This window comes from Janibacter sp. GS2, assembly GCF_051200835.1.
In the GTDB taxonomy this organism is placed as follows: domain Bacteria; phylum Actinomycetota; class Actinomycetes; order Actinomycetales; family Dermatophilaceae; genus Janibacter.
In genome coordinates this window covers 1305724-1330325 of the sequence record NZ_CP195161.1, presented here as the reverse complement: position 1 = coordinate 1330325, position 24602 = coordinate 1305724, and the positions used below count along the sequence as shown (strand labels likewise).

Annotated in this window: 24 protein-coding genes; 9 read left to right on the top strand and 15 right to left on the bottom strand. The window is 71.9% G+C overall.

The genetic code is table 11. The features are described 5' to 3' along the window. Positions 1-3: 3 nt before the first annotated feature. Both ACR9E9_RS06575 and sigE read right to left on the bottom strand, forming a co-directional pair. A complete protein-coding gene (locus ACR9E9_RS06575; protein WP_435202883.1) occupies positions 4-1314 on the bottom strand; it encodes a trypsin-like peptidase domain-containing protein in 1311 nt (436 codons plus the stop codon). A gap of 22 nt (positions 1315-1336) precedes the next feature. Further along, positions 1337-1975, bottom strand: a complete 639-nt coding sequence (gene sigE, locus ACR9E9_RS06570; RefSeq protein ID WP_435202881.1) for an RNA polymerase sigma factor SigE — start codon at positions 1973-1975, stop codon at positions 1337-1339. Between the two features lie 65 nt (positions 1976-2040). Between sigE and ACR9E9_RS06565 the strand changes: the two genes are divergently transcribed. Then, the gene (locus ACR9E9_RS06565) at positions 2041-2673 is read left to right on the top strand and encodes an O-methyltransferase (RefSeq protein WP_435202879.1); all 633 of its coding nucleotides are present in this window, start codon (positions 2041-2043) and stop codon (positions 2671-2673) included. Between the two features lie 17 nt (positions 2674-2690). Here ACR9E9_RS06565 and ACR9E9_RS06560 read toward each other — a convergent pair whose 3' ends face one another. The 5 genes from ACR9E9_RS06560 to dapE form a co-directional block, all read right to left on the bottom strand. After that, positions 2691-3047, bottom strand: coding sequence for a hypothetical protein (locus ACR9E9_RS06560; RefSeq protein WP_435202878.1), 357 nt, complete (start codon positions 3045-3047; stop codon positions 2691-2693). Positions 3048-3262: 215 nt separating this feature from the next. Next, complete coding sequence (locus ACR9E9_RS06555; protein WP_435202876.1) at positions 3263-3439, bottom strand: DUF3117 domain-containing protein; 177 nt, start codon at positions 3437-3439, stop codon at positions 3263-3265. A 172-nt stretch (positions 3440-3611) separates the two neighbouring features. After that, complete coding sequence (locus ACR9E9_RS06550; RefSeq protein ID WP_435202874.1) at positions 3612-3944, bottom strand: DivIVA domain-containing protein; 333 nt, start codon at positions 3942-3944, stop codon at positions 3612-3614. 4 nt (positions 3945-3948) lie between these two features. Next, complete coding sequence (locus tag ACR9E9_RS06545) at positions 3949-4731, bottom strand: TIGR00730 family Rossman fold protein (RefSeq protein WP_435202872.1); 783 nt, start codon at positions 4729-4731, stop codon at positions 3949-3951. 10 nt (positions 4732-4741) lie between these two features. Continuing rightward, entirely contained in the window at positions 4742-5818 is a 1077-nt protein-coding gene (dapE, locus tag ACR9E9_RS06540; RefSeq protein WP_435202870.1) for a succinyl-diaminopimelate desuccinylase, read from the bottom strand. Positions 5819-5998: 180 nt separating this feature from the next. Between dapE and ACR9E9_RS06535 the strand changes: the two genes are divergently transcribed. The 3 genes from ACR9E9_RS06535 to ACR9E9_RS06525 all read left to right on the top strand — a co-directional run bounded on the left by ACR9E9_RS06535 (position 5999) and on the right by ACR9E9_RS06525 (position 8913). Beyond that, positions 5999-6910 (top strand): endonuclease domain-containing protein, encoded by a 912-nt coding sequence (locus ACR9E9_RS06535; RefSeq protein ID WP_435202868.1) that lies wholly within the window; start codon positions 5999-6001, stop codon positions 6908-6910. Between the two features lie 194 nt (positions 6911-7104). Beyond that, positions 7105-8037 (top strand): 2,3,4,5-tetrahydropyridine-2,6-dicarboxylate N-succinyltransferase, encoded by a 933-nt coding sequence (dapD, locus tag ACR9E9_RS06530; protein ID WP_435202866.1) that lies wholly within the window; start codon positions 7105-7107, stop codon positions 8035-8037. Between the two features lie 3 nt (positions 8038-8040). Beyond that, a complete protein-coding gene (locus tag ACR9E9_RS06525; RefSeq protein ID WP_435202864.1) occupies positions 8041-8913 on the top strand; it encodes a hypothetical protein in 873 nt (290 codons plus the stop codon). 78 nt (positions 8914-8991) lie between these two features. Here ACR9E9_RS06525 and ACR9E9_RS06520 read toward each other — a convergent pair whose 3' ends face one another. The 3 genes from ACR9E9_RS06520 to fdxA all read right to left on the bottom strand — a co-directional run bounded on the left by ACR9E9_RS06520 (position 8992) and on the right by fdxA (position 11912). Further along, the gene (locus tag ACR9E9_RS06520) at positions 8992-10275 is read right to left on the bottom strand and encodes a citrate synthase (protein ID WP_435202862.1); all 1284 of its coding nucleotides are present in this window, start codon (positions 10273-10275) and stop codon (positions 8992-8994) included. A 136-nt stretch (positions 10276-10411) separates the two neighbouring features. Beyond that, positions 10412-11569 (bottom strand): succinyldiaminopimelate transaminase, encoded by a 1158-nt coding sequence (dapC, locus tag ACR9E9_RS06515; RefSeq protein ID WP_435202860.1) that lies wholly within the window; start codon positions 11567-11569, stop codon positions 10412-10414. A 16-nt stretch (positions 11570-11585) separates the two neighbouring features. Next, entirely contained in the window at positions 11586-11912 is a 327-nt protein-coding gene (fdxA, locus tag ACR9E9_RS06510; protein WP_435202858.1) for a ferredoxin, read from the bottom strand. 22 nt (positions 11913-11934) lie between these two features. Between fdxA and ACR9E9_RS06505 the strand changes: the two genes are divergently transcribed. Then, positions 11935-12945 (top strand): GNAT family N-acetyltransferase, encoded by a 1011-nt coding sequence (locus tag ACR9E9_RS06505; protein ID WP_435202856.1) that lies wholly within the window; start codon positions 11935-11937, stop codon positions 12943-12945. A gap of 10 nt (positions 12946-12955) precedes the next feature. On the opposite strand, the gene ACR9E9_RS06500 is transcribed toward ACR9E9_RS06505, so the two are convergent. Beyond that, on the bottom strand, positions 12956-13522 hold the full coding sequence (locus ACR9E9_RS06500; protein ID WP_435202854.1) for a 4'-phosphopantetheinyl transferase family protein: 567 nt from the start codon (positions 13520-13522) through the stop codon (positions 12956-12958). Between the two features lie 48 nt (positions 13523-13570). Between ACR9E9_RS06500 and ACR9E9_RS06495 the strand changes: the two genes are divergently transcribed. From ACR9E9_RS06495 to ACR9E9_RS06480, 4 genes are read left to right on the top strand one after another with little or no spacing between them, the layout of a single operon-like run. Continuing rightward, positions 13571-16225, top strand: a complete 2655-nt coding sequence (locus ACR9E9_RS06495) for an AMP-binding protein (protein WP_435202852.1) — start codon at positions 13571-13573, stop codon at positions 16223-16225. Further along, a complete protein-coding gene (locus tag ACR9E9_RS06490) occupies positions 16149-17171 on the top strand; it encodes an iron ABC transporter substrate-binding protein (protein ID WP_435202850.1) in 1023 nt (340 codons plus the stop codon). Before ACR9E9_RS06495 ends, ACR9E9_RS06490 begins: the two co-directional genes overlap by 77 nt. After that, positions 17155-18684 carry an ABC transporter permease gene (locus ACR9E9_RS06485; RefSeq protein ID WP_435202848.1) on the top strand — a complete coding sequence of 510 codons (1530 nt, stop codon included), beginning with the start codon at positions 17155-17157 and terminating at the stop codon, positions 18682-18684. Before ACR9E9_RS06490 ends, ACR9E9_RS06485 begins: the two co-directional genes overlap by 17 nt. Next, positions 18681-19721: an ABC transporter ATP-binding protein gene (locus ACR9E9_RS06480; protein WP_435202846.1), complete on the top strand. Its 1041-nt coding sequence runs from the start codon at positions 18681-18683 to the stop codon at positions 19719-19721. Before ACR9E9_RS06485 ends, ACR9E9_RS06480 begins: the two co-directional genes overlap by 4 nt. A gap of 13 nt (positions 19722-19734) precedes the next feature. Here ACR9E9_RS06480 and ACR9E9_RS06475 read toward each other — a convergent pair whose 3' ends face one another. The 4 genes from ACR9E9_RS06475 to ACR9E9_RS06460 are packed head-to-tail and all read right to left on the bottom strand — an operon-like array spanning position 19735 to position 24591. Continuing rightward, positions 19735-21480 (bottom strand): VanW family protein, encoded by a 1746-nt coding sequence (locus ACR9E9_RS06475; RefSeq protein WP_435202844.1) that lies wholly within the window; start codon positions 21478-21480, stop codon positions 19735-19737. Between the two features lie 5 nt (positions 21481-21485). After that, positions 21486-21974, bottom strand: coding sequence for a flavin reductase family protein (locus ACR9E9_RS06470; RefSeq protein WP_435202842.1), 489 nt, complete (start codon positions 21972-21974; stop codon positions 21486-21488). Then, the gene (gene mshB / locus ACR9E9_RS06465; RefSeq protein WP_435202840.1) at positions 21974-22846 is read right to left on the bottom strand and encodes an N-acetyl-1-D-myo-inositol-2-amino-2-deoxy-alpha-D-glucopyranoside deacetylase; all 873 of its coding nucleotides are present in this window, start codon (positions 22844-22846) and stop codon (positions 21974-21976) included. The genes ACR9E9_RS06470 and mshB overlap by 1 nt, the downstream gene beginning before the upstream one ends. Beyond that, positions 22843-24591, bottom strand: a complete 1749-nt coding sequence (locus ACR9E9_RS06460) for an ABC transporter substrate-binding protein (protein ID WP_435202839.1) — start codon at positions 24589-24591, stop codon at positions 22843-22845. Before ACR9E9_RS06460 ends, mshB begins: the two co-directional genes overlap by 4 nt. Positions 24592-24602: the final 11 nt, after the last annotated feature.

Below are 24602 nucleotides of genomic sequence, written 5' to 3'. Positions count from 1 at the left end.
GTCTTAGTTCTCCTCAGCTGCCTCGAGCGTCATCGTGAGTTCCTTCTCCTGCTGGCCCCGCTGGACCGTCAGGGTGACCTTATCCCCCACGGCCTGCGCGCGGATGCGCACGATGAGCTGGTCGAGGTCGGTGACCCGACGACCGTCCATCTCGGTGATGACGTCGCCGGGCTCGATCCCGGCGTTGTCGGCCGGTCCGTCGGGGATGACCGCGTCACCGCCCTGGACCTCGTCCTCGTCGAGGACCTTCGCGCCCTGGCCCTGCCAGCGACGGTCGAGGGAGACCCCGATGATCGGGTGCTCGGCCGTGCCGGAGGTGATCAGCTGGTCGACGGTGCGCACGACGACGTCCGAGGGGATGGCGAAACCGACGCCGATCGAGCCACTCGTCTGCTGCTGGCCGGGGACCTGCGCGATGGCCGTGTTGACCCCGACGACGTCGCCGTCGCCGTTGAGCAGCGGCCCACCGGAGTTGCCGGGGTTGATCGCCGCATCGGTCTGGATGGCCGAGATGAACGACTCGTCGCCGGCCTCTCCGGCGCTCACGGGGCGCTCGAGCGCCGAGACGATCCCCGAGGTCACCGAGGAGCCGAGCCCGAGCGGGGAGCCGACGGCGACGACGTCATCGCCGACGACGACATCGTCGGAGGAGCCGATGGGCATGTTGTCGAGTCCCTGGGGATCGACCTCGAGCACGGCGAGGTCGTAGGCGGAGTCGCGCCCGACGATCTTGGCGTCGCGGCGGGATCCGTCGGTGAGCTCGATGCGCACCTTGCCGTCCTCGCCGGCCGCCTCGACGACGTGGTTGTTGGTGACGATGTGTCCCTTGTCGTCGTAGACCCAACCGGATCCCGTGCCGGAGCCTCCCCCGCCACTGACCCGGATCGTCACCACGCTGGGCACCGCCTTCGCCGCGATCGCGGCGGTCGAGCCGTCCGGACGCTCGGCCGGGCTGCCGTCCCGCTGGACGATCGAGGGGCCCTCGCCCTCGTCCCCGCCACCGGCGACGAGTCCGCCACCGATTCCGCCGACCGCGCCGGCGATGAGGGCCGCCGCCAGGGTCATCGCGCCGGCACCGGCCCAGCCGGGACCCCGGCGTCGGGACGAAGGGGGCGTGCTCGGCATCGCGTAGGCGCTGCCCTGCGGGTGGGTGGGGTACTGCGGCGCCTGCTCGGGGTGGGGCGCCTGCTGCGACCACGACGGGTCGTGCTGGGGTGACCCGACGGCGTCGTAGGGGACGTACGGGCTCGGCGGCAGCGGCTGGGTGGAGTCCGGCGGAGGCGTCGGCCCGTCACCCGGGTGCGGAGAGCTCATGCCTTCCAGTGTGCCTTGTCGGTCACAGGGTCCCGCTCACCGGGCGCGCGAGCGGGAAGCCGGAGCCCCCACGACGACGGCTCTCCGTGCGCGGGTGCTGCGTCGCGGCCGGCGCCCGGTGGCTGAGGCTGTCCCGGAGCATCGCCCGGCCACGGTGGATGCGGGAGCGCACCGTGCCGAGCTTGATGTCGAGGGCCTCGGCGACCTCCTCGTAGGTCAGCCCCTCGATGTCGCAGAGGACCACGGCTGCACGGAACTGGGGCGCGAGCGCATCGAGCGCCCGCTGCACGTCGGAGTCGAGGTGGTGCCGGAGCACGATCTGCTCGGGGGTGGCCGTCCCGCTGTGGAGCAGGGCGGCGAAGTCGTCGGTGAGCGAGTCGAAGCGCAGCCGCTGCTTGCGGCGGGCGCGGTCGAGGAAGAGGTTCGTCGTGATGCGGTGCAGCCAACCCTCGAAGGTGCCGGGGGTGTACCCGTCGAGGGAGCGGAAGACCCGGATGAAGACGTCGTGGGTCAGGTCCTCGGCGTCGTGGACGTCGCCGGTCAGCCGGTAGGCGAGCCGGTAGACCCGCGCGCTGTGCTGGTCGACGATCTCCGCCCAGGTGGGCCGGATCCACTCGTCCGCGGTGTCGGTGCTCTCGACGTCGTTGCTCACGCCGACCATGGTCGCGGTCGAACCTGACAGAACGCTGGGATACGCAGGCGAACCGACCACTAAGGTGGACTCCCATGACCGCCGCCCAGCTCAACAGCCACGCCTACGCCGAGCAGTTCGTCCCCGAGGGCGAGGCCCTCGAGTCCGCCCGTCACGAGGGCTCCTCGCTCGGCGCGCCGCCGATCGGCACGGGAGGCGGCGCCGCCCTTCGTCTCCTCGCGGCAGCCGCCGGTGCCCGCCACGTCGTCGAGATCGGGACGGGAGCCGGCACATCCGGCCTGTGGCTGCTCGACGGGATGCCCGAGGACGGTGTGCTCACGACGATCGAGCTGGCGCCGGAGCACGCGGTCCAGGCCAAGCGGTCCTTCGCGGCGGCGGGGGTGGCGGCCCAGCGCACCCGGGTCATCACCGGCCATGCCCTCGACGTGCTGCCGCGGATGAACGACGCCTCCTACGACCTCGTGCACATCGACGCCGACAAGGAGGGTTACCCGGACTACGTCGAGCACGCCATCCGGCTGCTGCGTCCGGGTGGGGTCCTCGCGATGGACAACATGCTGTGGCACGACAAGGTGGCCGACCCCGCGGTGCGGGACGAGACGACGCGGCTGCTGCGCGACCTGGGCAAGGAGCTGCGGGACGACGAGCGGCTCATCGCGAGCCTGCTGCCGGTCGGCGACGGACTCCTCGCCGCCGTCAAGCGCTGAGCCGGGGCGGGTGGCGCTCAGGCGCTCCCCGGGCCGGGGCCGCGGCGGAACTGGGCCGGTCCCTCGGCGATCGCGACGACCTCGAAGGGCTCGATCTCGATCGGTGGCGAGCCGACGATCCGACTGCCGGGCGAGTCCTCGGCCTTCGCCGTGAAGTCCTCGCAGAACTCGTCGCGGTCCTTGGCCTCCCCGAAGACGTAGGTGCCCTCGAACCACTGCCCCTCGCGCATCCGCCAGGTCTTGAAGGCGAGCCCGTCGAGGAACATGAAGTTCGCCATCGAGGTGCCGACGACGTACTCGCGCAACTCCGCGGCGACTCCCTCGGGCGCATCGGTCAGCGACCAGCGGACGGTGAGTCCGTATCCAGCGTTCATCAGTTCCCCTCGGGCTGCTCCGACTCGGTGAGCCGGTCGCGCCACGTCAGCAGTGTCCGAGCACCGTAACCAGTGGCTCCGACGCTGAGGAGCCCCGTGTCATCATCCGAACGGCCGGCGGGCGCTCTCGACGTGCGCCGGCGCGCACGGGCGGCGATCCCCACCGGGACGCACGAGAGCCCCCGGACACTCGTCCGGGGGCTCTCGCCGCGGCGCTACTTCTTCAGACCGTCACAGTTGTCGATGGCCTCGCCGAGGGCCAGGACCTCGTCGGGCTTCATCTCGACGACGAGGCGACCACCGCCCTCGAGGGGCATGCGCAGCACGATGCCGCGTCCCTCCTTGACCACCTCGAGCGGACCGTCCCCCGTGCGTGGCTTCATTGCCGCCATGTGCGTTCCCTTCGATCAAACGCAGCCGGCACGTCCACCGACCGCTCGACGCCCTCGCGTCGTCTCTGGGGGCCCATTATCCACCCCTGCAGCGCGCTCGGCCTAATCCGTGGCGCCGCGTCGATCCGTCGCGGCGAGGAGGGAGACCAGGGCCCGCGAGGCCCCCACGGGATCAGGCGCGGTCGCGCTCGTCCCCTCCGGGGGCGGTGCGCCCCAGCGGCTCTGCCGTCGACGACACCGGACCGACCACGGACTCGAGCTCGGCGATGTGCACCCGGAGGCGGTCGATGACCTCGTCGACCTGATCCATCCGATACCCCCTCAGGGCGGTGTCGAAGCGGACCCCGTCGATGGCCTCCGCCCGGAAGTCGCCCGGGGGCAGCCCGTGGTCCGGGGTCGAGCTGACCGGGTCGGCCATGGGGTCGGGCGTCAGCCGACCGGTGATCACTGCGGCGAAGCCGACGACGACGACGAGCGCGACGAGGAGGAGGACGATCCAGATCACGAGATCACTCCGGCTGCTGACCGGGCTCGGGCCGCACCCGCGCGGACTCGCGCTTGAGGTGCTCGACGGCGTCCTCGAGGTCGTCGGTGAGGTGGAGACGATCGATGTCGCTCTCGCCGATCATCCCGCCCGCCTGCACGGAGTCGCGCAACCAGTCGACGAGGCCCCGCCAGTAGTCGATCCCGACGAGCACGATCGGGAAGCTCGTCACCTTGCCGGTCTGTGCGAGGGTGACGGCCTCGAAGACCTCGTCGAGCGTGCCGAAGCCACCGGGCAGGACGATGAAGCCCTCGCTGTACTTGACGAACATCGTCTTGCGAGCGAAGAAGTAGCGGAAGTTGATGCCGAGGTCGCAGTAGGGGTTCAGACCCGCCTCGAAGGGCAGCTCGATCCCCAGGCCGACGCTCGTGCCGCCGGCCTCCCGGGCACCGCGGTTGGCGGCCTCCATCGCGCCGGGGCCGCCGCCGGTGATGACGGCGTAGCCGGCGTCCGACACGAGACGGCCGAGCTCGACCCCCTTCGCGTACCAGGGCGAGTCGACCGGCACCCGGGCGCTGCCGAAGATGCTCACCGCGGGGCCGAGCTCCGCGAGCGCACCGAAGCCCTCGACGAACTCGGCCTGGATCCGCAGGACCCGCCACGGGTCGGTGTGCAGCCAGTCGGCGTGCCCACGGTCGTCGAGGAGGCGCTGGTCGGTCGTCGACTTGGGCACCTGACGGCCGCGCATGAGAACGGGCCCCTTGTGGTACCAGCGCTCGGACACGGGCTTCTTCCCCTGATCGCTCACGCCCGCGACCCTACGCGAGCCACCTCAGCACCGCGGCCTCCGCCGCGGTGATCTGCTCGACCGGACAGCGCTCGTCGTCGTGGTGGGCGAGGTTCGGGTCGCCGGGACCGAAATTGACCGCGGGGATGCCCAGCGCGGCGAAGCGGGCCACGTCGGTCCACCCCTCCTTGGGGCCGACGGGGACATCGAGCGCGGCGACGAAGGCCTGTGCCGCCGGGCGGTCGAGGCCGGGGCGGGCGCCCTCGGCGAGGTCACGCAGGTGCAGCTCACGACCCGGAAGGACCGTCTGGACGTACGCCAGCGCGGCCTCGGCGTCCTTGTCCGGGGCGAAGCGGTAGTTGATGAGCACGCTGCAGGTGTCGGGGATGACGTTGCCGGCGATGCCGCCGGTGATCCCGACGGCCTGGAGCGCCTCGTGGTAGTCGAGCCCGTCGACGCTCACGGTCGCCTCCTCGTGCGCGGCGAGCGCGGCCAGGACCTCGTGGGCGTCGTGGATGGCGTTGTGGCCGTTCCATGGGCGGGCGGAGTGCGCGGCGATGCCCTTGAGGACGACCTCGACGCGCATCGTGCCCTTGCACCCCCCCTCGACCACGGCACTGGTCGGCTCGAGGAGGACGGCGAAGTCGGCCTCGAGGAGGTCGGGGTCGGACCCCGCGAGGAGCTCGAGACCGTTGTAGATCCCGTCGACCTCCTCGGCCTCGTAGAAGAGGAAGGTGACGTCACGACTCGGCTCGGGGACGAGCGCGGCCTTGAGCTGGACGGCGACACCGCCCTTCATGTCGACGGTGCCACGGCCCCAGAGAACGTCGACTCCACCACGCTCCTCCCGCCGGGTCGGCAGGTTGGCCGGGTCGCTCGTGAGCGGCACGGTGTCGAGGTGGCCGGCGAGGACAACCCGCTCGTCGTGCCCCAGGTCGGTGCGGGCGATGACGGTGTGCCCGCGGCGGGTGACCTCCAGGTGCTCGAGCGGGCGCAGCGCGGCCTCGACGGCGTCGGCGATCGCCCCCTCGTCGTGGCTGACGGACTCGATGTCGCACAGCTGCTGGGTGAGCGTCACGACGTCGGCGGTGAGATCGAGGCTGGGCATGCCCGCCACCCTAGTCCGCCCCCTTCCCGCCCCTCCCCCCGCGATACGAGCTACTGCAGGCAGTAGCTCGTATCGCCTGCAGTAGCTCGACGTACGGCAGAAGATACGAACTACTGCTGACGAGCCGGGTGCTGTGGATGAAGCCGCGGGCCGATGGCGCCTGCGCGCCAGACTCCCGTCATGGCCGACGAACTCACGATCCTGCGTGGTGTGGCGATCAATCGGGTCTTCACCACGGCTGCAGCCGAAAGAGCCGGCATCGCCCGTCTTCGACTGGTGGCCATGGCGAAGGGGGGCGAGCTGCGGCATCTCACGCGTGGCGCGTGGTCTGCAGACCAGCCGGCCGATGCCGAAGATCTTCACCTCCTGCGCACCGTGGCCATCCTCGGCCGCCAGCGCGGCATGTCAGCGGCCACCGCACAGTCGGCACTCGTCGCGTGGGGTCTACCCGTTGACCGCGCCACACTCGAGCGCGTCCACCTCATCCGCGAGACCTCGGCCACCACGCGGCGCAGCCGTGATCACACCGTCTGGAGTCGTGGACCCCAGCTCGTCGAGGTGGCTCGCGATCCGGTGCTCACCACGCCGATCTGGTGCGCCGAACCCGCAATGGCCATCGTCCACACAGGTGTCGCCGCCAGCCCGGAGGCTGCGCTCGTCGCCGCCGACGCCGCAGTCGCCAGAGGTCTGGTGACTCCCCGACAGCTCGAGGTGGCCGCTGCCGGTATCCCCATGGGAACCCGTGGGGCGGCCGGTGTGCGTCGCGCCCTCGCGGACGTCGACGGCCGTCACGAGTCCCCTGGGGAGACCCGCACCGCCCAGGTCTGCCGCGAACTGGGCTTCGACCTCGAGCCCCAGGTGTGGATCGGCCCGTGGCGGGTGGACTTCCTCGTTGCGGGCACCAGAGTGATCATCGAGTTCGACGGCGCCGTGAAGTACGACAGCAAGGCGGACCTCGTCGCCGAAAAACGCCGCGAGGACGACCTGCGGCGGCGCGGCCACGTCCTCGTCAGGCTCATGTGGGCCGACCTCGGCCGACCGCAGCTCGTCAAGGAGCGCATCATGGCTGCGCTGGCCCTCGCCGGCGCCTGACGTCGAAGGGGGGATCCCTCCCTTCGTCCCTCGCCGTCATCGGCCCCGAGGGTCACGGTCGCCGTCAACGTCAGCCGCACCTCGTATCGACAGCAGCATGTCGACCTACTGCGCGCCATACGAACTACTGCCTGCAGTAGCTCGTATGGCGCGGGAGTCAGAGGATGCCGGCGAGGTTTCGTAGGATCTGGGCCATGACGACGACGCGCGCTGCCTGGGCCCATGGCGTGGCCACCCTGACCACCGACGGCTCCATCCTCGACACCTGGTACCCCGAACCCGCCCTCGGCGAGGCACCGGAGGCCGCGCAGGTCCCCGAGGAGCTGCTCGCGATCGCCGGCGAGGACACCGCCCGGCGGGTGCGCACCGAGGTCGTCACGGTGAGCATCGACCTCGATGCCGCCCCCGAGGGTGCCTCCGACGCCTACCTGCGTCTCCACCTCCTGTCCCACCGTCTCGTGCGGCCCAACTCGATCAACCTCGACGGTCTCTTCGGCCAGCTGAGCAATGTCGTGTGGACCAACCACGGCCCCTGCGCCGTCGAGGGTTTCGAAGCCACCCGCGCCCGCCTGCGCGCCCGCGGTCCCGTCCAGGTGACGAGCATCGACAAGTTCCCCCGCCTCACCGACTACGTCACGCCCGCCGGCGTGCGCATCGGCGACGCCGACCGCGTGCGTCTCGGTGCCCACCTCGCCTCCGGCACCACGGTCATGCACGAGGGCTTCGTCAACTTCAACGCCGGCACCCTCGGCACCTCGATGATCGAGGGTCGCATCAGCCAGGGCGTCGTCATCGGCGACGGCTCCGACATCGGTGGCGGCGCCTCGACGATGGGCACCCTCTCCGGCGGCGGCACCGAGCGCGTCTCCATCGGCGAGCGCTGCCTCGTCGGCGCCGAGGCAGGCGTGGGCATCGCCCTCGGGGACGACTGCGTCGTCGAGGCCGGCCTCTACGTCACGGCCGGCACCAAGGTCACCCTGCCCGCCGGGGAGGTCGTCAAGGCCGCCGACCTGTCCGGACGCCCCGGTCTGCTCTTCATCCGCAACTCCGTCACCGGCGCCGTCGAGGCCCGGGACCGCACCGGTCACGGCATCGCCCTCAACGACGCCCTCCACGCCAACGACTGACAGGTGCGCCGACCCCACCCGCCCCTCGCCGAGGAGCGCCGTCCCCTCTGGCCGAAGGTCGTCGGCGCCCTGTGCGTCGTCGGCCTCGTGGCCGGCCTCGGCGTCTGGTACCTCCGGGACCAGATCGGTCTCTTCCTCGGGGAGCAGTGCGAGGCCACGGCGCTGTCGCAGAGCGTGAGCTTTCGGCCCGACCAGATGAACCACGCCAGCACGATCGTCACGCTCGGGGTCAAGCGCGATCTGCCCGCCCGCGCCGGCACGATCGCCGTCGCGACGGCCATCCAGGAGTCGAAGCTGCGCAACCTCACCTACGGTGACCGCGACTCGGTGGGGCTCTTCCAGCAGCGGCCGAGCCAGGGGTGGGGCACCGTCGAGCAGCTGCAGGACCCGCTCTACGCGACGAATGCCTTCTACGACGCCCTCGTCGCGGTGGACGGCTGGACCGACATGCGCATCACCGAGATCGCCCAGGAGGTCCAGCGCAGCGGGTACCCCGAGGCCTACGCGGACCACGAGTACCAGGGCCGGATCATCGCCTCGACCCTGTCCGGCCACTCCCCCGAGGGCTTCGTCTGCCGCCTCGACGACCCGACCGCGCAGGGCCGACCGGACACCTTCGTCGCGGCGGTGTCCGAGCAGACCGGTCAGGCCGCGACCGCCGAGGGGCAGGTCGTCTCGGTCACCGCCCCCGACGCCCGCCGCGCCTGGTCCGTGGGTGCCTGGTCCGTCGCCCAGGCCAAGGCCCGCAACGTCACCTCGGTGCAGGTCGGTGATCGGCAGTGGACCCGCGGAGCCGGCGACAGCGCCATGCAGTGGCGCGATGCGGACGAGTCCCTGCCCGCGACGTCGGTCCGGGTGACCCTCCACGGAGGCTGACGCCCCCTTCGCCCCTCCACGACGGATCCCCTCCGTCCGCGATGGACGAAGGGGATCGGCGTGGCCGTGCGCGGTGGGTCAGCGCTGGTCGATGCCCACGTAGTCACGCTCGGTGGGGCCGGTGTAGATCTGGCGCGGGCGGCCGATCTTCGTGTCCTTGTCCTCGATCATCTCGCGCCACTGGGCGATCCAGCCCGGGAGGCGACCGATGGCGAAGAGGGCGGTGAACATCTTCGGCTGGAAGCCCAGCGCGGTGTAGATCAGGCCGGTGTAGAAGTCGACGTTCGGGTAGAGCTTGCGCTCGACGAAGTAGTCGTCCGCCAGCGCGATCTCCTCGAGCTTCATGGCGATCTCGAGCTGCTCGCTGTCGCCCATCTTCTCGAGGATGGAGTGGGCGGTGTCCTTGACGATCGCCGCGCGCGGGTCGTAGCTCTTGTACACGCGGTGCCCGAAGCCCATGAGCCGGACGCCGTCCTCCTTGTTCTTCACCCGCTTCATGAAGGTCTCGGCGCCGTCGTCGGAGGCCTGGATCTGGTCGAGCATCTCCAGCACCGCCTGGTTGGCGCCGCCGTGGAGCGGACCGGACAGGGCGTGGATGCCCGCGGAGACCGAGTTGAAGAGGTTCGCGTGGGCGGAGCCGACGAGGCGCACCGTCGAGGTCGAGCAGTTCTGCTCGTGGTCCGCGTGCAGGATGAACAGCTGGTCGAGGGCCTTGACGACCTCCTGGTCGAGCTCATAGGGCTCGGCCGGGAAGCCGAAGGTCATCCGCAGGAAGTTCTCGGTCAGGCTGAGCGAGTTGTCCGGGTAGAGGAAGGGCTGGCCGGCGCTCTTCTTGTGCGCGTAGGCGGCGATCGTCGGCAGCTTCGCGAGGAGGCGGACCGTGGAGATCTCGACCTGCTCCGGGTCGAAGGGGTCGAGGCTGTCCTGGTAGAAGGTGCCCAGCGCGGAGACCGCGGAGGAGAGCACCGGCATCGGGTGCGCGTCCCGCGGGAAGCCGTTGAAGAAGGCCTTGAGGTCCTCGTGGAGCATCGTGTGCCGCCGGATGCGCTCCTCGAACTGCCCCAGCTGGTCGGACGTCGGCAGCTCGCCGTAGATCAGCAGGTAGGCGACCTCGACGAAGGTCGACTTCCCCGCCAGCTGCTCGATCGGGTAGCCGCGGTAGCGCAGGATCCCCTGGTCGCCGTCGATGTAGGTGATGTCCGAGCTGCAGGCGGCGGTGTTGACGAAGCCGGTGTCGAGCGTGACGTTGCCGGTCTCCTTCAGCAGCGTCGAGATGTTGTATCCGTCGTTGCCCTCGCTGGCCTTGACCAGCGGGAAGGTCAGGTCCTTGCCCGCGGCGGAGAAGGTGGCGTCATCGGTCATGAAGTATCAGCCCTTCGGTCGTGCCGTGCCGCGGAGGCGGTGGCCCCGGGCATGCGGTGTCTCACCCCAAAAACTACCCCAGCCGAGCGCTGCCCCACCACGTGGGCCCGAGGAACGGACCGGGTCCGCGCGTGGCTCAGCGCGCCAGTCGGGCCGCCGCAGCGGCGATCCGCTCGTCGCTGGCGGTGACGGCCACCCGCACGTGCTCGCGCCCCGCGGGCCCGTAGAACTCACCGGGCGCGACGAGGATGCCGCGCTCGGCCAGTCGCTCGACCGTGGCCCGGCAGGGCTCCTGCGCACTCGCCCAGAGGTAGAGCCCGGCCGCGGACTCGTCCACGCGCAGCCCGAAGCCCTCGAGCGCCGGGCGCAGCACCTCCCGCCGTACCCGGTAGCGCTCGCGCTGCGCGGCCACGTGGTCGTCGTCGGACACGGCCGCGAGGAGCGCCCGCTGCACGGGCCACGGCACGATCATCCCGGCGTGCTTGCGCACCTCGAGCAGCTGACCCACCAGGGTCGGGTCACCGGCGACGAGGGCCGCGCGGTAGCCCGCGAGGTTGGACTGCTTGGACGTCGAGTAGACGGCGAGCAGGCCCTCGTGGGACCCACCCGAGACGCGTGGGTCGAGGATGCTCGGCGTCGTCGGCAGGTCCGCGAAGGACTCCCCGCGCTCATCCTCGGTGCGCCAGTCCAGCTCGGCGTAGCACTCGTCCGAGGCCACGACCACGCCACGCTCCCGCGCCCAGGCGACGACCTTGGCCAGGTGCTCCACGCCCAGGACGGTGCCGGTGGGGTTGCTCGGGGTGTTGAGCCACAACAGCTTCGGTGCGCTGGACGAGGTCGTCGGGCCGAAGGCGGTCGTGGCGTCCGCGGCGAAGGGGGTGGCCCCCGCGATCCGCACGCCGACGTCGTACGTCGGGTAGGCGACGGTCGGGAAGCCGACGACGTCACCGGAGCCGAGACCCAGCAGGGTGGGCAGCCACGCGACGAGCTCCTTCGAGCCCAGGGTCGGCAGCACGGAGTCGGGGTCGACGTCCGGGACCCCCCGCCGGCGGGCGAACCACGCGGCAACGCCCTCCCGCAGGTCCGCCGTGCCCCAGGTCTGCGGGTAGCCGGGGGCGTCCGCGGCCTCCCGCAACGCCTCCTGCACCACCTGCGGGGTCGGGTCGACCGGCGTGCCGACCGACAGGTCGACGATGCCCTCCCCCTGCGCCGCGTCGGGCGAGGAAAAGGCTCTCGCCCGCTCCTTGGCAGGAGCGAGCGAGTCCCAGGGAAAATCAGGCAGTGACGAGATCACGACGGTCCTGCGGTCGTCACTCCGGGTGCTCCTGCGGGGGCAGCACGGCGATGATCGGGTGGTCCTTGTCGATCATGCCCATCTTCGCGGCGCCACCGGGGCTGCCGAGGTCGTCGAAGAACTCGACATTGGCCTTGTAGTACTCGGCCCACTCCTCGGGGGTGTCGTCCTCGTAGTAGATGGCCTCGACGGGACACACCGGCTCGCAGGCGCCGCAGTCCACGCACTCGTCGGGGTGGATGTACAGACTGCGCTTGCCCTCGTAGATGCAGTCGACGGGACACTCCTCGATGCAGGCCTTGTCCTTGAGGTCGACACATGGCTGCGCGATCACGTACGTCATGGCCCACATACTATGTCGCCCCATGAGTGATCTCGTCGCGGGTCTCACCGCAGGCGCGCGCGTCGCCGTCCGCACCCGCATCGACCCGGCACCCAGCAGCGGCCCGACGCTGACGGACACCGTCGGTGAGCTCACGCACGTCGACGAGGTCACGGTGCGGATCAGCACACGCACGGGCGAGATCGAGCTGCGTCGCGACCACGTCGTGGCCGCCCGCACGATCCCACCGAAGCCCACCCGCCGAGGCGCCCCGCACCGGGCCATCGGCATCGAGGACCTCCACCTCGTGATGACGAAGGGGCAGCCCGGGCTCGAGGAGTCCTGGCTCGGCGACGCGGGCGAAGGGTGGTTGCTCCGGGCCGGTGGCGGCTGGACCGGGCGCTCCAACTCCGCTCTGCCCGTGGGCTCCCCGGACCTCCCGCTGCCGGAGGCCGTCGACGCGGTCGAGGCCTGGTACGCGGCGCGCGGGCTCGCCCCGCTCGTCATGCTGCCCCGGCCGATCGGCGCGGCCACCGCGGACGACTCCCTCGGCGCCCTGCTCCTGGCCCGCGGCCACCGCGAGCTCCCCGTCGTCGACGTGCTCACCGGGTGGACCGACACACTCCTCGACGCGCCCGCTCCCGCCCCGACCGGCCTGAGCGTGCGACGCAGCGAGCACCCCGACGAGGAGTGGTTCGCCGGCGGCTCGCCGCGGCTCCTCGAGCACCTCGCCACCGCACGGGAGGTCCTCTCGGTGCCCACACGCCAGATCTTCCTCACCGCCCACGACGGGGCCGTCGTCGGCGTCGTGCGCGTCGCCCTGGCCGACGGGTGGGCCGGGATCTTCGGGCTGCACGTCCCCCCTTCGCACCGCGGGCAGGGGGTCGGCCGCTGGCTCACCCAGGAGGCCGCCAGGGCCGCCGCGGACGCCGGCGCGTCCCTGACCTACCTGCAGGTGGAGCGCGACAACGTCGCGGCCCGGTCGCTCTACCTCGATCTCGGGATGCGCCCGCACCACGAGTACGTCTACCTCGGCCCGCGACGCACCGGCTGAGCGCGCCCCCTCAGCCGCGCAGGGCCCTCGCGGAGGTCGCGGGGTCGTGGACGACGACGGCGCCCGTCTCGCTCGCCGGGAGCACCACCGCCGCGCGGTACCCGGGCAGCGGCGGGGTCAGGGGCACCGTCTGCATGGCCGGCGCGCGACCGTCGACAGCGGACGTCGCCTTGTACCGGGCCTCGTCCCGCACCCACGCCGTCATGTCCCCGCCCCGGTCGACGCGCTCGACGTCGACACCCACGAGGCCAGCCGCGGTGGCGACGGCCACGAGCCCCGAGGCGTGGGCGACGCTCACCGCGGTCCCGGCGACCCGGGGGGCCCCGTGGGGCTGCCCGCACCCGCTGCAGGTGCGCGTCACGACGACCTCCACCCGCGGCCGGCCGGTCGCTGACGCGACCGCCACGCGCAGCAGCGCCGCCCCGACGAGGAATCGCCCCCGGTCCGCGACACGGTCGATGCCGGCGAGGCGGGCCCGCTCGTCGGGATCGAGCCACGCGACCAGCGAGAGATCCGCAGCGGTCAGGTCGGCCCACCACACGACGGGGCCGGGGGGCGCCGGCTCGAGGTCACTCACGGGACCGAGGTTAGGCCCTCCCCCTCGACTGAGGTTAGGCTTCCCTGCATGTCGACGAGCACGGTCCGTGAGCGCGCGCCCGCGGAGGCCGCCCCGGCAGAGTCGACCGCTCCCGAGGCCCCGCCCCGGCGCTGGACCCCGTTCACGCACCCCGGTGGCCGCGTGGCAGTCGTCGACGACGGGCGGAGCATCAGCCACGCCGACCTCGCGCGGTCGGTCGAGGACCTCGCGGCCCGGCTCCCCGACGTGCGGACGGGCCGCCGCCTGGTCCACCTGACCCCGACGGCCGACCTGGCGGGCGTCGTCAGCTACCTGGCCACGCTGGCCGCCGGGCACGTCGCCCTCGTCACCGACGGCTCCGCCGGGACGATCACCACCGCCTTCCCGCCCGACCTGCGGATCGGGCGGGCCGGGCACCTCGAGGTGCTCGCGACCACCCCCCAGCACCTGCTGCACCCGGACCTGGCCCTGCTCCTGTCCACCTCCGGCAGCACGGGCAGCCCGAAGCTCGTGCGGCTCTCCCGCGCCAACCTCGTGGCCAATGCCGACGCCATCGCTGCCGGCCTCGAGCTGACCGAGCACGACCGGGCGATCACCTCGCTGCCGCTGCACTACTGCTACGGCCTGTCCTGGGTCCACGCCGTGCTGCGGGCCGGCGGCAGCCTCGTGCTCACGCGGGAGTCGGTGACCAGCGACCGCTTCTGGCGTCTCGTGGACGAGACCCGCACGAGCATCATCGCCGGCGTGCCCCACACCTTCGACCTCATCGACGACCGCCTGCGCGAGGACCACCCCGGGCTGCGCCTGCTCACCCAGGCCGGCGGCGCCATGGCGGCCGAGCGGGTGCAGCACCTCGCCGAGCGGGGTCGCACGAAGGGGTGGCAGCTCGCGGTGATGTACGGGCAGACCGAGGCCACCGCCCGGATGTCGGTCCTGCCCGGCTCGCACACCGCCCTCGCCCCCGACGCCGTCGGCTGGGCCGTGAACGACTCCTCGTTCCACCTCGACCACGACGTCCCCGGTGGCACCGACGAGATCGGCGAGCTCGTCTTCACCGGCCCGGGGGTCATGCTCGGCTACGCCGAGCACCCCGACGACCTCGCCCTGGGGCGGATGACCACGCAACTGCGCACGGGCGACCTCGGCCGGGTCGGTCCCGACGGTCTCGTGCGGGTCGTGGGGCGCCGGGACGCCGTGGCCAAGGTCATGGGACTGCGCATCGACCTCGGCCGGGTCGAGGCGGCGCTGACCGATGCCGGATACGAGGCCGTGGTCACCGCCGATGACCGACACCTCCTCGTCGCCCTGGTCAGCCGCGGCCCGGACGAGTCGGCGGTCGCGGGGGCGCGCCAGATCGTCGCCCGGACGGCGGCACTCCCACCGGCCGGAGTGCTCGTCGCCGCCACCGACGAGCTCCCACGGCTGTCCAACGGCAAGGTCGACCGCACTCGCTCTCGCGCGCTCGTCGCCGGGTCGCAGGGCCCGGCACCGGTGAGCGGTGACCGGCTGGCCCGCGTGACCGGCATCGTCGCCGACGCGCTGGGCCGGGACGAGGTCGACCCCGACCGGTCCTTCGCACAGCTCGGCGGCGACTCGTACAGCGTCGTGCAGACCTCCCTGCACCTCGAGCGGGTCCTGGGACCCCTCCCGACCGCCTGGCACCGGCTCCCCCTTCGCCAGCTGGCCGGGGCGGCCCGGGACCAGGGGCGCCATCTCCACTGGGTCGAGACCCCGGTGGCGCTGCGTGCCATGGCGGTCCTGGCCATCTGCGCCTCGCACATCGGTCTCGTCAGCTGGCCCGGTGGAGCGCACGCGCTGCTCGTCCTCGCCGGCTGGTCGATGGCCCGGTTCACCCTGGACACCCCCGACCCGGCCCAGCAGCGTCGTCGCGGGGTGCGTTCGCTGCTGACCCTCCTCGTGCCGTCGATGCTCGTCGCGCTCGCCGTGCGCCTCACCGGAGGTGGGTACGGCTGGGCCAACGTCTTCCTCGTCAACTGGCTCTTCGGCACCGTCGAGCGCGGGCCGCGGGTGCACCTCTGGTTCGTCGAGGCGCTGCTCGCCTGCGTGGTGCTCGTCCTCGCGCTGTCGGCCGTGCCGTCCCTGCAACGGCGGTACCTTCGCTCGCCGTGGGAGTGGAGCATGGCGCTCGCCGCACTGGCCCTCGTACCGCGGTGGATCCTCATCCCCGACCCCACGGGGTCGATCAGCGGACTGCCGGGCAGCGTGCTCTGGCTCTTCGCCATCGGGCTGGCCCTCGGAGTGGCCACGACCCGTCGTCAGCAGCTGGCGACCCTCGCCCTCACGGTCATCGGGATGGTGGGCTTCTTCGCCGACCCCACGCGTGGGGCGACCGTCGCGGCCGCCGTCATCGTCCTGGCCCTCGTGCCCCGGGTGCCGCTGCCGCGCCTCCTGGTCCCGCTCACCGGCCTGCTCGCGGCCGCGTCCCTGCACATCTACCTGGTGCAGTTCCAGGTCTTTCCCCACGTGGATCACGGTGTCCTCGCGCTCGCGCTCTCCGTGGCCGCCGGCGTGCTCGCCTGGGCCCTGCTGCACCCCCCGACCCGCGCGCTGACCGACCTCATCGTGCCCTCGAGTCCCCGACCCCGACCACCGGAGAACCCACCCCATGCGCCGACGCGTCGTCCTCACCACCGCCCTGACCTCCACCGCCCTGGCCCTGACGGCCTGCGGCGGGTCCAGTGACGGGTACTCCCCCGACCCGGACGCACTGCAGATCTACTCCAGTCAGCACGACAACCTCACCACGGCCTGGGCCAAGGGTTTCGAGGAGAAGACCGGCATCGAGACCCAGGTCCGCCACGGCAAGGACGCCTCGATGGGTCACATGATCGTCGAGGAGGGCGCGGAGTCCCCCGCCGACGTCTTCCTCACCGAGAACAGCCCGGCGATGACCCTCGTCGAGAACGACGACCTGCTCGCCCAGGTCGACGAGAAGACCCTCGCGCTCGTCCCGGAGGAGCGCCGGCCCTCCAGCGGGGCGTGGACCAGCATCGCCGCCCGCTCGACCGTGCTCGTCTACAACCCGGACCTGGTCTCCGAGGACGAGCTGCCGACCTCCCTCATGGACCTGGCCGAGCCGGAGTTCAAGGGGAAGTGGGGCGCGGGCGCCACGGGCGCGGACTTCCAGGCCATCGTCGCCGGCATGCTCTCCGACAAGGGCGAGGAGGAGACCGCCGACTGGCTCGACGGTCTGCAGGAGAACTCGGAGAGCTACAAGCACAATGTCGCCACGATGAAGGCGGTCAACGCCGGCGAGGTCCCGATGGGCGTGATCTACCACTACTACTGGTACCGCGACCAGGCCGAGACGGGTGAGAGCACCGCCAACACCAAGCTGCACTACTTCAAGAACGAGGACCCGGGCGCCTTCGTCAGCCTCTCCGCGGGCGGCGTGCTCAAGAACGCCGACCAGCCCGAGGAGGCCCAGCAGTTCATCGCCTACCTCCTCTCCGACGAGGGTCAACAGCTCCTCCAGGACAGCGGCTCCATGGAGTACGCGGTCGCGAAGGGCGCGACGTCCGACCCCGCTCTGCCGCCGCTGGAGTCCCTCGAGGCCCCCGCCGTCGACCCGTTCAGCCTCGAGTCGGAGAAGGTCACGCAACTGATGACGGATGCCGGCATCCTCTAGGCGGCTCGTGACGGCCGCGGCGATCCTCGTCGCGGCCATCACGATGCTCCCCCTCGCGGTCGTCGCGACCGACGGTCTGGCCACCTCCCCGAGCAACGCCCTCGACTACCTGGTCCGCCCCCGGGTCGGCGAGCTGTTGGGCAACACCACCCTGCTCGTGCTCGCCACCGTGCCGGCGTGTCTCGTCATCGGCGTCGGAGCCGCCTGGTTCGTCGAGCGCACGGACCTGCCTGCCGCCGGGGTCTGGCGGGTGCTGCTCGGCGCACCACTGGCCGTTCCCGCCTTCGTCGCCAGCTACGCGTGGATCTCCCTGTGGCCCGGTCTCGACGGCCTCGGCGGAGCCGTCCTCGTGACCACGGCCGCGTACTTCCCCTTCGTCTACCTGCCGGTCGCCGCGATCCTGCGCGACCTCGACGCCTCACCCGAGGACGACGCCCGTGCCCTCGGTGCCGGGCCCTTCTCCGCCTGGCGGCGCACGGTCCTGCCCCGACTGCGCCCCGCGATGAGCGGTGGCGCGCTGCTCGTCGCGCTGCACCTGCTCGCCGAGTTCGGGGTGCTCGAGATGATGCGCTTCCCGACCTTCACCACCGCGATCCTCGAGCAGTACGAGGTGAGCTTCAGCAGCAACCAGGGCAGTCTGCTCGCCCTCGTCCTCGCCCTGCTGTGCGTCACGGTCCTCACCCTGGAGCACATCCTGCGCGGCAGCGCTCGCACCTCCCGGGTCGGCCGCGGGGTGCACCGTCGCCCTGCGCCCGTACGCCTCGGGCGCTGGGCCCCGGTGGCCAGCGCCGCCCTGGGCGTCGTGATCGTCGTCGCCCTCGTCGTGCCCGTGACCACCGTCGGGCGGTGGCTCGTCGCGCACCTCACGAGCTCCGAGACCGCGGCCTACCCGCGCCCGTCGCTGCTCCTGACGACCTGGTCGTCGGTCTCCTTCGCCCTCGCGGCCGCGGTCCTGGCGATCGTCATGGCCCTGCCCGGGGCGTGGCTGCTCAGCCGGCAGCGTTCCGGCCGGGTGCTGCTGCTGGAGCGGGCCACCTACGTCGCCAGTTCCCTTCCCGGCGCCGTCGTCGGCCTGGCCATGATCGCCCTCACCGTGAGCTACCTCCCGGCGATCTACCAGAGCCCCTACGTCCTCGTCCTGGGCTACACCATCCTCTTCGTCCCCCGGGCGATGATCTCCCTTCGTTCCGGCCTGGCCGCGGCCCCACCGGAGCTCGGCGAGGCCGCCCGCTCGCTCGGCAACGGGCCGCTGACCGCCTTCCGCCGGGTCACCCTGCCGTTGATCCTCCCGTCCATCCTCACCGGGGCGGCGCTCGTCGCGATCGCCACGGCCACGGAGCTGACCGCGACGCTGCTGCTCTCCCCGACCGGCACCTCGACCCTGGCGACGGCCTTCTGGGCCGCCAGCGACGAGTTCGACTACGCGAGCGCCGCCCCCTACGCGGCCATGATGATCGTCCTGTCCGCTCCACTGACCTTCCTGATGCTTCGACAGAGTGGGATCCAACGATGAGTACCGTGGACATCCGAGGAATCCGTGTCGGGTACGGCGGTGCGCCGGTCCTGCGCGACGTCGACCTCACCGTGGGCACGGGGACGACGACCGCCGTCCTCGGGGCGTCCGGCTGCGGCAAGACGACCCTCCTGCGCGTGATCGCCGGCTTCCTCGCCCCCGGTGCGGGTGAGGTGCGGATCGGCGGCACCGTGGTCGCCGGAGCCGGGAAGGCGATGCCGCCGGAGCGCCGCGGCGTCGGTTACGTGCGCCAGGACGGTGGTCTCTTTCCGCACCTCGACGTCGCCGGCAACATCACCTTCGGCATGCCCCGTCCGGCACGACGGCGGCGAAGGGGGGTGGCCGAGCTCCTCGAGCTCGTCGGCCTGCACCCGGACCTCTCCCGACGCCGCCCCGACGAGCTCTCCGGTGGCCAGCAGCAGCGCATCGCCCTGGCGCGTGCGCTCGCGCTCAACCCCAAGGTCATCCTCCTCGACGAACCCTTCTCGTCGCTCGACACCGCCCTGCGCGCGAGCACCCGGGCCGCCGTCGCCGCCGCGCTCGAGCAGACCGGGGCGACGGCGATCCTCGTCACCCACGACCAGCAGGAAGCCCTGTCCTTCGCCGACCAGGTGGCGATCATGCGCGACGGGGCCTTCAGCCAGGTCGGATCGCCGCGCGAGGTCTATGCCCGTCCCCACGACGTCCGGGAGGCCGCCTTCCTCGGTGACATCGTCTCGCTGCCGGGGTCACTCACCGGGGGTGGCGTCACCTGCGACCTCGGGGTGCTGCCCGTGCGCGAGGGGCCGGGGACGGCCGGCGACGAGGTGGAGGTCGTCGTCCGCCCGGAGCAGCTCGACCTGGCCGGCGTCGAGGCCGGCGGGAGCCCCGCGGTCGTGCTCGACTCCCTCTTCCACGGCGCCCAGGCGATGGTGCACCTCCGGCTCGACGGGGGCCGGGAGATCCTCGCGCGGACGAATGGCCTCGAGACCCCCGAACCCGGCGCTCTCGTCGGTGTCCGGGTCCGCGGACCCGTGCTGTGCTACCCCGCCGGCTGAGGCCGCTGCGGGCTCAGCCGGTGCAGGTGACGTCGTCCTGGGGGATGTAGGTCGTCGTGAAGTCGGAGGACTTCACCGTGCGGCCGTCCTTGATGAACTTGCGGCCGATGTCGACCGAGAAGCCGGGCGCCGGGGACTGCGCGACGCAGTCCTTGTCGTCGTCGGTGATCGTCTTCGGCGGGACGACGTTCTTGCGTGCGCTCTTGGTCGCCTTGATCTCGTCGTAGGCCGCACGCCCGCGGAAGCTCACGGTGAGCGCATCGCCCTTGATCGAGGTCGAGATGAGGATGCCGGCACCGGTGTCGTTGGTGAAACGGTTGTCGACGTTCGGCCACGAGATCGTCGCCTCACGCCCCTCCGGGTAACGCGAGATGTAGAAGGAGTGCGGGTGGAACTCCTCGATCCGCGCCCCGGAGAAGAAGACGGCGTTGAAGAGCGTCGTCGACAGCTGCGAGATGCCGCCGCCGTAGTCGTTGGCCAGGCGGCCGCCGGAGATGACACCGGCCTTCTCGTAGCCCTTGCCCGGGGTGCGCTCACCCAGTTGCTGGTTGAGGGAGAAGGTCTCGCCCGGGGCCACGTAGGCACCGTCGAGGTCACGCACGGCGATCTTGATGTTGCCCGTGCGCACCGGGTTGTCCGGCAGGTAGGTCGTGAAGGTCGAGATCTGCTCCTTCGGGAGGGTCTTCTTCGCCTCCGCGGTGGTGAAGTCCGGCTTCTGCTCGGTGGACGTCACGGAGGCGACACGCTTGCCGCCGGTCTTCGTCATCGCCTGGGCGACCTTGGCGCCGATCCCCTTCTCGTCGAGCGCGAGACCACTGCTCGACGGCGTGACGTCGAAGGAGTCACCCCCGCGGTGGACGACCCCGGCCTCCTTGGCCGCACGAAAGAGCCCTGAGGACTTTGCCGCAGCCGAGGTGGTGTCCGCGAGCTTCTTCTCGTCGACGTCCGCCGCGAGCGTGCCGTCCGTCGTCTTCACCGTGACCGCGGCCGCGACCTGCTCGGCGCTCAGGGTGAAGGAGATGTCCTTATCGGACCCCTTCGCCGTGGGGTCGGTGCTCGTGACCTTGACGGGCCCGGAGACCAGGGGCTCGAGGTCCTTCTCGACGAAGGTGTCGATCGTGTCCTGGGTGAGCTCGGGGGCGGGCGTGCTCGTCGGCGCCGCGAACTCGTGCTTCTGCGGCCAGCCGTCGGCGATCATCCCGGTGAGCTCGTCGCGCTCGACCGTCAGGCCGGGCTTGGACGCGGTCTGCGTGACCTTGGCACCCTCGAGGGCCACCGTGCCCTCGACGGGCTTGCGGTCGAGGCTCGCGGTCTTCGCGTCGACGGCGTCGGCGAGCTGGTCCTCGTCGACGGCCACCTCGACCTCACGGTCGATGCCGCCGGTCGCCTGCTCGTAGAGGTCCACGGGGTTGATGCTGAACCCGGTCAGCCCCTCGAGGGACGCGTCGTAGTCGTAGGTCAGGCCGGCATTGGCGGGCTTGATCAGGTGCTTCTTGCCCTCGACGACGACGACGACCGGCTCGGCGGCCTCCTCGGCGAGGCCGTCCTCGAGAGCCTCCCGGGCCTCGGTCTCGCTCTTGCCCCCGAGCGAGACCCCGCTGACGTGCGTGTCGGCGGGGACACGGTCTCCGAAGTAGATCGCCGCGAGCGCGTAGAGGGCAGCGATGACCACCACGACGAAGGCGCCGGCGAGGATCGCGCGGCCGCGGCCGCGGTGGGTGACCTCCTCGTCGCCCATCCAGGTGTCGTCGTGTGCCATGGGGGTCACCTCGTGCTCGTGTAGCGGCTGCGGTAGTAGATCAGTGGATCATCCCTGTGCGGGTCCGCCCGGCTGGACACGACCTCACCGACGACGATCACGTGGTCGCCGGCGTCGTGCATGTCCCGGGTGCGGCACTCGAGGGTCGCCAGCGCGTCATCGAGGAGGGCCACGTCCAGCTCACCGCGATGGTGCGGGATCTGCGCGAGCTGACCGTAGAGCGGCCGGCCTCCGGAGCTGAGCCAGCTCGCCGCCGGACGGCTCGCGAGGGGCAGGAGCGAGACGCCCCACACCCGCGAGGAGACGACCGCCTCCAGCCAGCCCGACTCCTGGCGGACGCAGACGAGCACGAGGGGCGGTTCGAGGCTGACCGAGGTCAGCGAGTTGGCGGTCATCGCGTGGTCGTGCCCGTCCTCGAGGGTCGTCACCACCGCGATCCCGGTGGCGAAGTGACCCATCGCGTGCCGCAGGGTGGCGGGCCCGGTTCCCTCCATCACCGGTCCACCAGCGCCGCCCGCTCGCCCCGGGAGGCCCGCACCGGCTCGCCGGTGGTCAGGTCGAGCCGGGCGTAGCCCTCGCGCCCGGGCAGCCGGGCGGCGACGTCGTTGGACAGCGCGTAGGTCCCCTCGGGTCCGAGGCTCACCTGGGTGCGGTGGTGGCGCAGGGCGGACACCTGCCGCTCCACGGCCTCGGGGTCGATGACGGCGTGCGTCACGATCTCGTCGTCGACGACCGAGGGGGGGAAGTCCCCCGTCGGCTGGGACCAGCCGCGCTCCGAGACCCCCGGGAGGGCCGCGAGGACACGCCGGTCCTCCTCCGCCCACGAGCGGGGGGTGAAGGTCCCGAAGAGGTCCGGTCGCCTCCCTTCGTCCATGGCGGTCACGGCCCACCGGGTCACCTCGTGGGTGCGGATGTGGTCGGGGTGGGCATAGCCGCCCTGCGCGTCGTAGGTGATGACGACGTCCGGCTCGACCTCGGTGAGCACCTCGGTCACGGCCTCGACGGCCACGGAGTCGTCTGCGCGCACCCAGGCCCGAGGGTGCCGGGCCCCGGCGGCGCCCGCCATCCCCGAGTCGCGCCACCGGGAGACGCGCCCGCTGCGCTGGTCCTCGCCGAGGACCCGGTGCCGGGCCCCGATCGCCGCCATGGCGGCCCTCAGCTCGTCGCGCCGGTACTCACCGAGGGTGTCCTCGTGGTCGGCGTCGAGGTGCGCCAGCTCCGGCGGGATGACCTCGCCCTGCTCACCCAGGGTGCACGTGAGGACGTGCACCTCGTCGCCCGCCGAGACGTGGTGGGCGATGGCCACCCCCGTGGCCAGCGACTCGTCGTCGGGGTGGGCGTGGACGAAGAGCAGACGGGCGCTCACGTGCCCACCCCGATGATCCCCATCTCGGGCATCCCGCCCTGGACGGGGTTGCCGACGAGAGAGGTCACCTCGGAGCCGGCGACATAGGTCAGGCGGCTCTGGCGCAGCGGCAGGTAGGCGCCATCGCGGAGGAGATCGGTGTCGATGTCCGACCAGGCGGTGGCCCGGTCGTCGCGGTCGCGCGTCCCGATCGCGCGATCCATCGCCGTGGTGACGTCCTCGTCGGCCCAGAGCCCGTAATCGCGGCCGACGGAGGTCTTCGTCAGGTTGATCCGGTCGTCGAAGAGCGGCGGCAGCACGGTCGCTGCGGACGGGTGGTCCGGGCCCCAGTTGGCCCACACGAGGTCGTGCTCCTCGGCGACCCGACGAGAGCTGATCTCCTCGAAGTAGTCCTCGCCCGCGATCGGCTCGAGGCTCACGTCGAAGCCCGCCTCCTTCCACCGCGGGAGCAGGTCCGTCAGGGCCTCGTCCAGCGGTGCGTCCTCGCGGTGGGCCAGGGTGAGCTCCACCGGGGTGCCGACCTTCGCCTCCCGGAGCAGTGTCTTCGCGGCGCCGACGTCACCGGTGGGGCCGTGGTCGAGGACCGTCTCGTGGGCGGAGGGGAGGGCGGTGCCGAGCAGCGACCAGGTCGAGGTGCCGGTGCCGACGCCCTCGGCGTACGCCTCGCGGTCGGTGGCTGCCGCCAGCGCGCGGCGCACCCTGACCGAGCGCAGCGGCGTGCTCTCGGCGTTGACGGCGAGGTAGTCGACGAGCTGGCCGTCGGTGTCGACGGACTGCGCCACGTCACCGGCCTCGTCGAGGGCGGGGCCGAGCGATGCCGGCATCGGGTCGAGGGCCAGGGTGCGGCCGCCGTCCTCGCCGTCGACGATCTCGGCCAGGGCGTCCTTGGGCTCGACGCCCTCCTGGTGCAGGACCGAGGTCGGACCGGTGCGGCGCAGGGGGTCGGACGCGCGGTCCCACTCGGCGTTGCGCACCCAGGTACCGCCCTTCGACGCGGTCCACCCGTCCTTGAGCTCGTAGGGGCCCGACGAGAAGGCACCGTAGGTCGCGGCCTTCCCGGCGTCGTCCTCCGCCTCCTTGAAGGGAGCGAACTCCGGCAACGAGACGATCTCGTCGAAGTTGCCGACGGACTCGGCGAGGTGGAAGATCACGGTCGAGTCGTCGGTGCACTCCACCGCGTCCTCGAGGAGCTCGCGCGACGACGCGGTGTCCCCGTCCTTGCCGTGCGGACCCGGGTAGCGCGAGGAGCCGTCCGAGTTCTTCGGGATGTCCAGATAGGTCAGGGCGTAGCCGCTGGAGGCGACCGAGTCGTCGAAGGACCGGGAGACGCCGTACTGCACGTCCTCGCACGTGATCGCCGAGCCGTCCTGCCAGGTCGCCCCGGAGCGAAGGGAGAAGGTCCAGGTCGTGGCGTCCGAGTTGGCGCGCCCGGTGTCCTCGGCGAGGTCGGCCGCGAGCGTGCGCTGACCGGCGAGGGCCGACTCCGGCGGGTAGGCCGTGAGCGTGCGCATCCACATCCGCGAGGCGAAGCCGGCGGTGCGGCGATCGGTGATGCGCTGCGGGTCCCAGGCCTGCACCGGCCCGGCGGAGAGCACCGTCAGTCGGTCGTCGGGGCCGGAGACCTGGCCCCGACTGGCCGACGTCGAGGACTCGCCCTCGCCCGCGTCGTCGCTGCAGCCCGCCACCACCGCCGCGAGGACGAGGGTGGAGAGGGCCGCGATGGTGCCACGGGTGGTGCGCCGCATCGGCGCTCCTC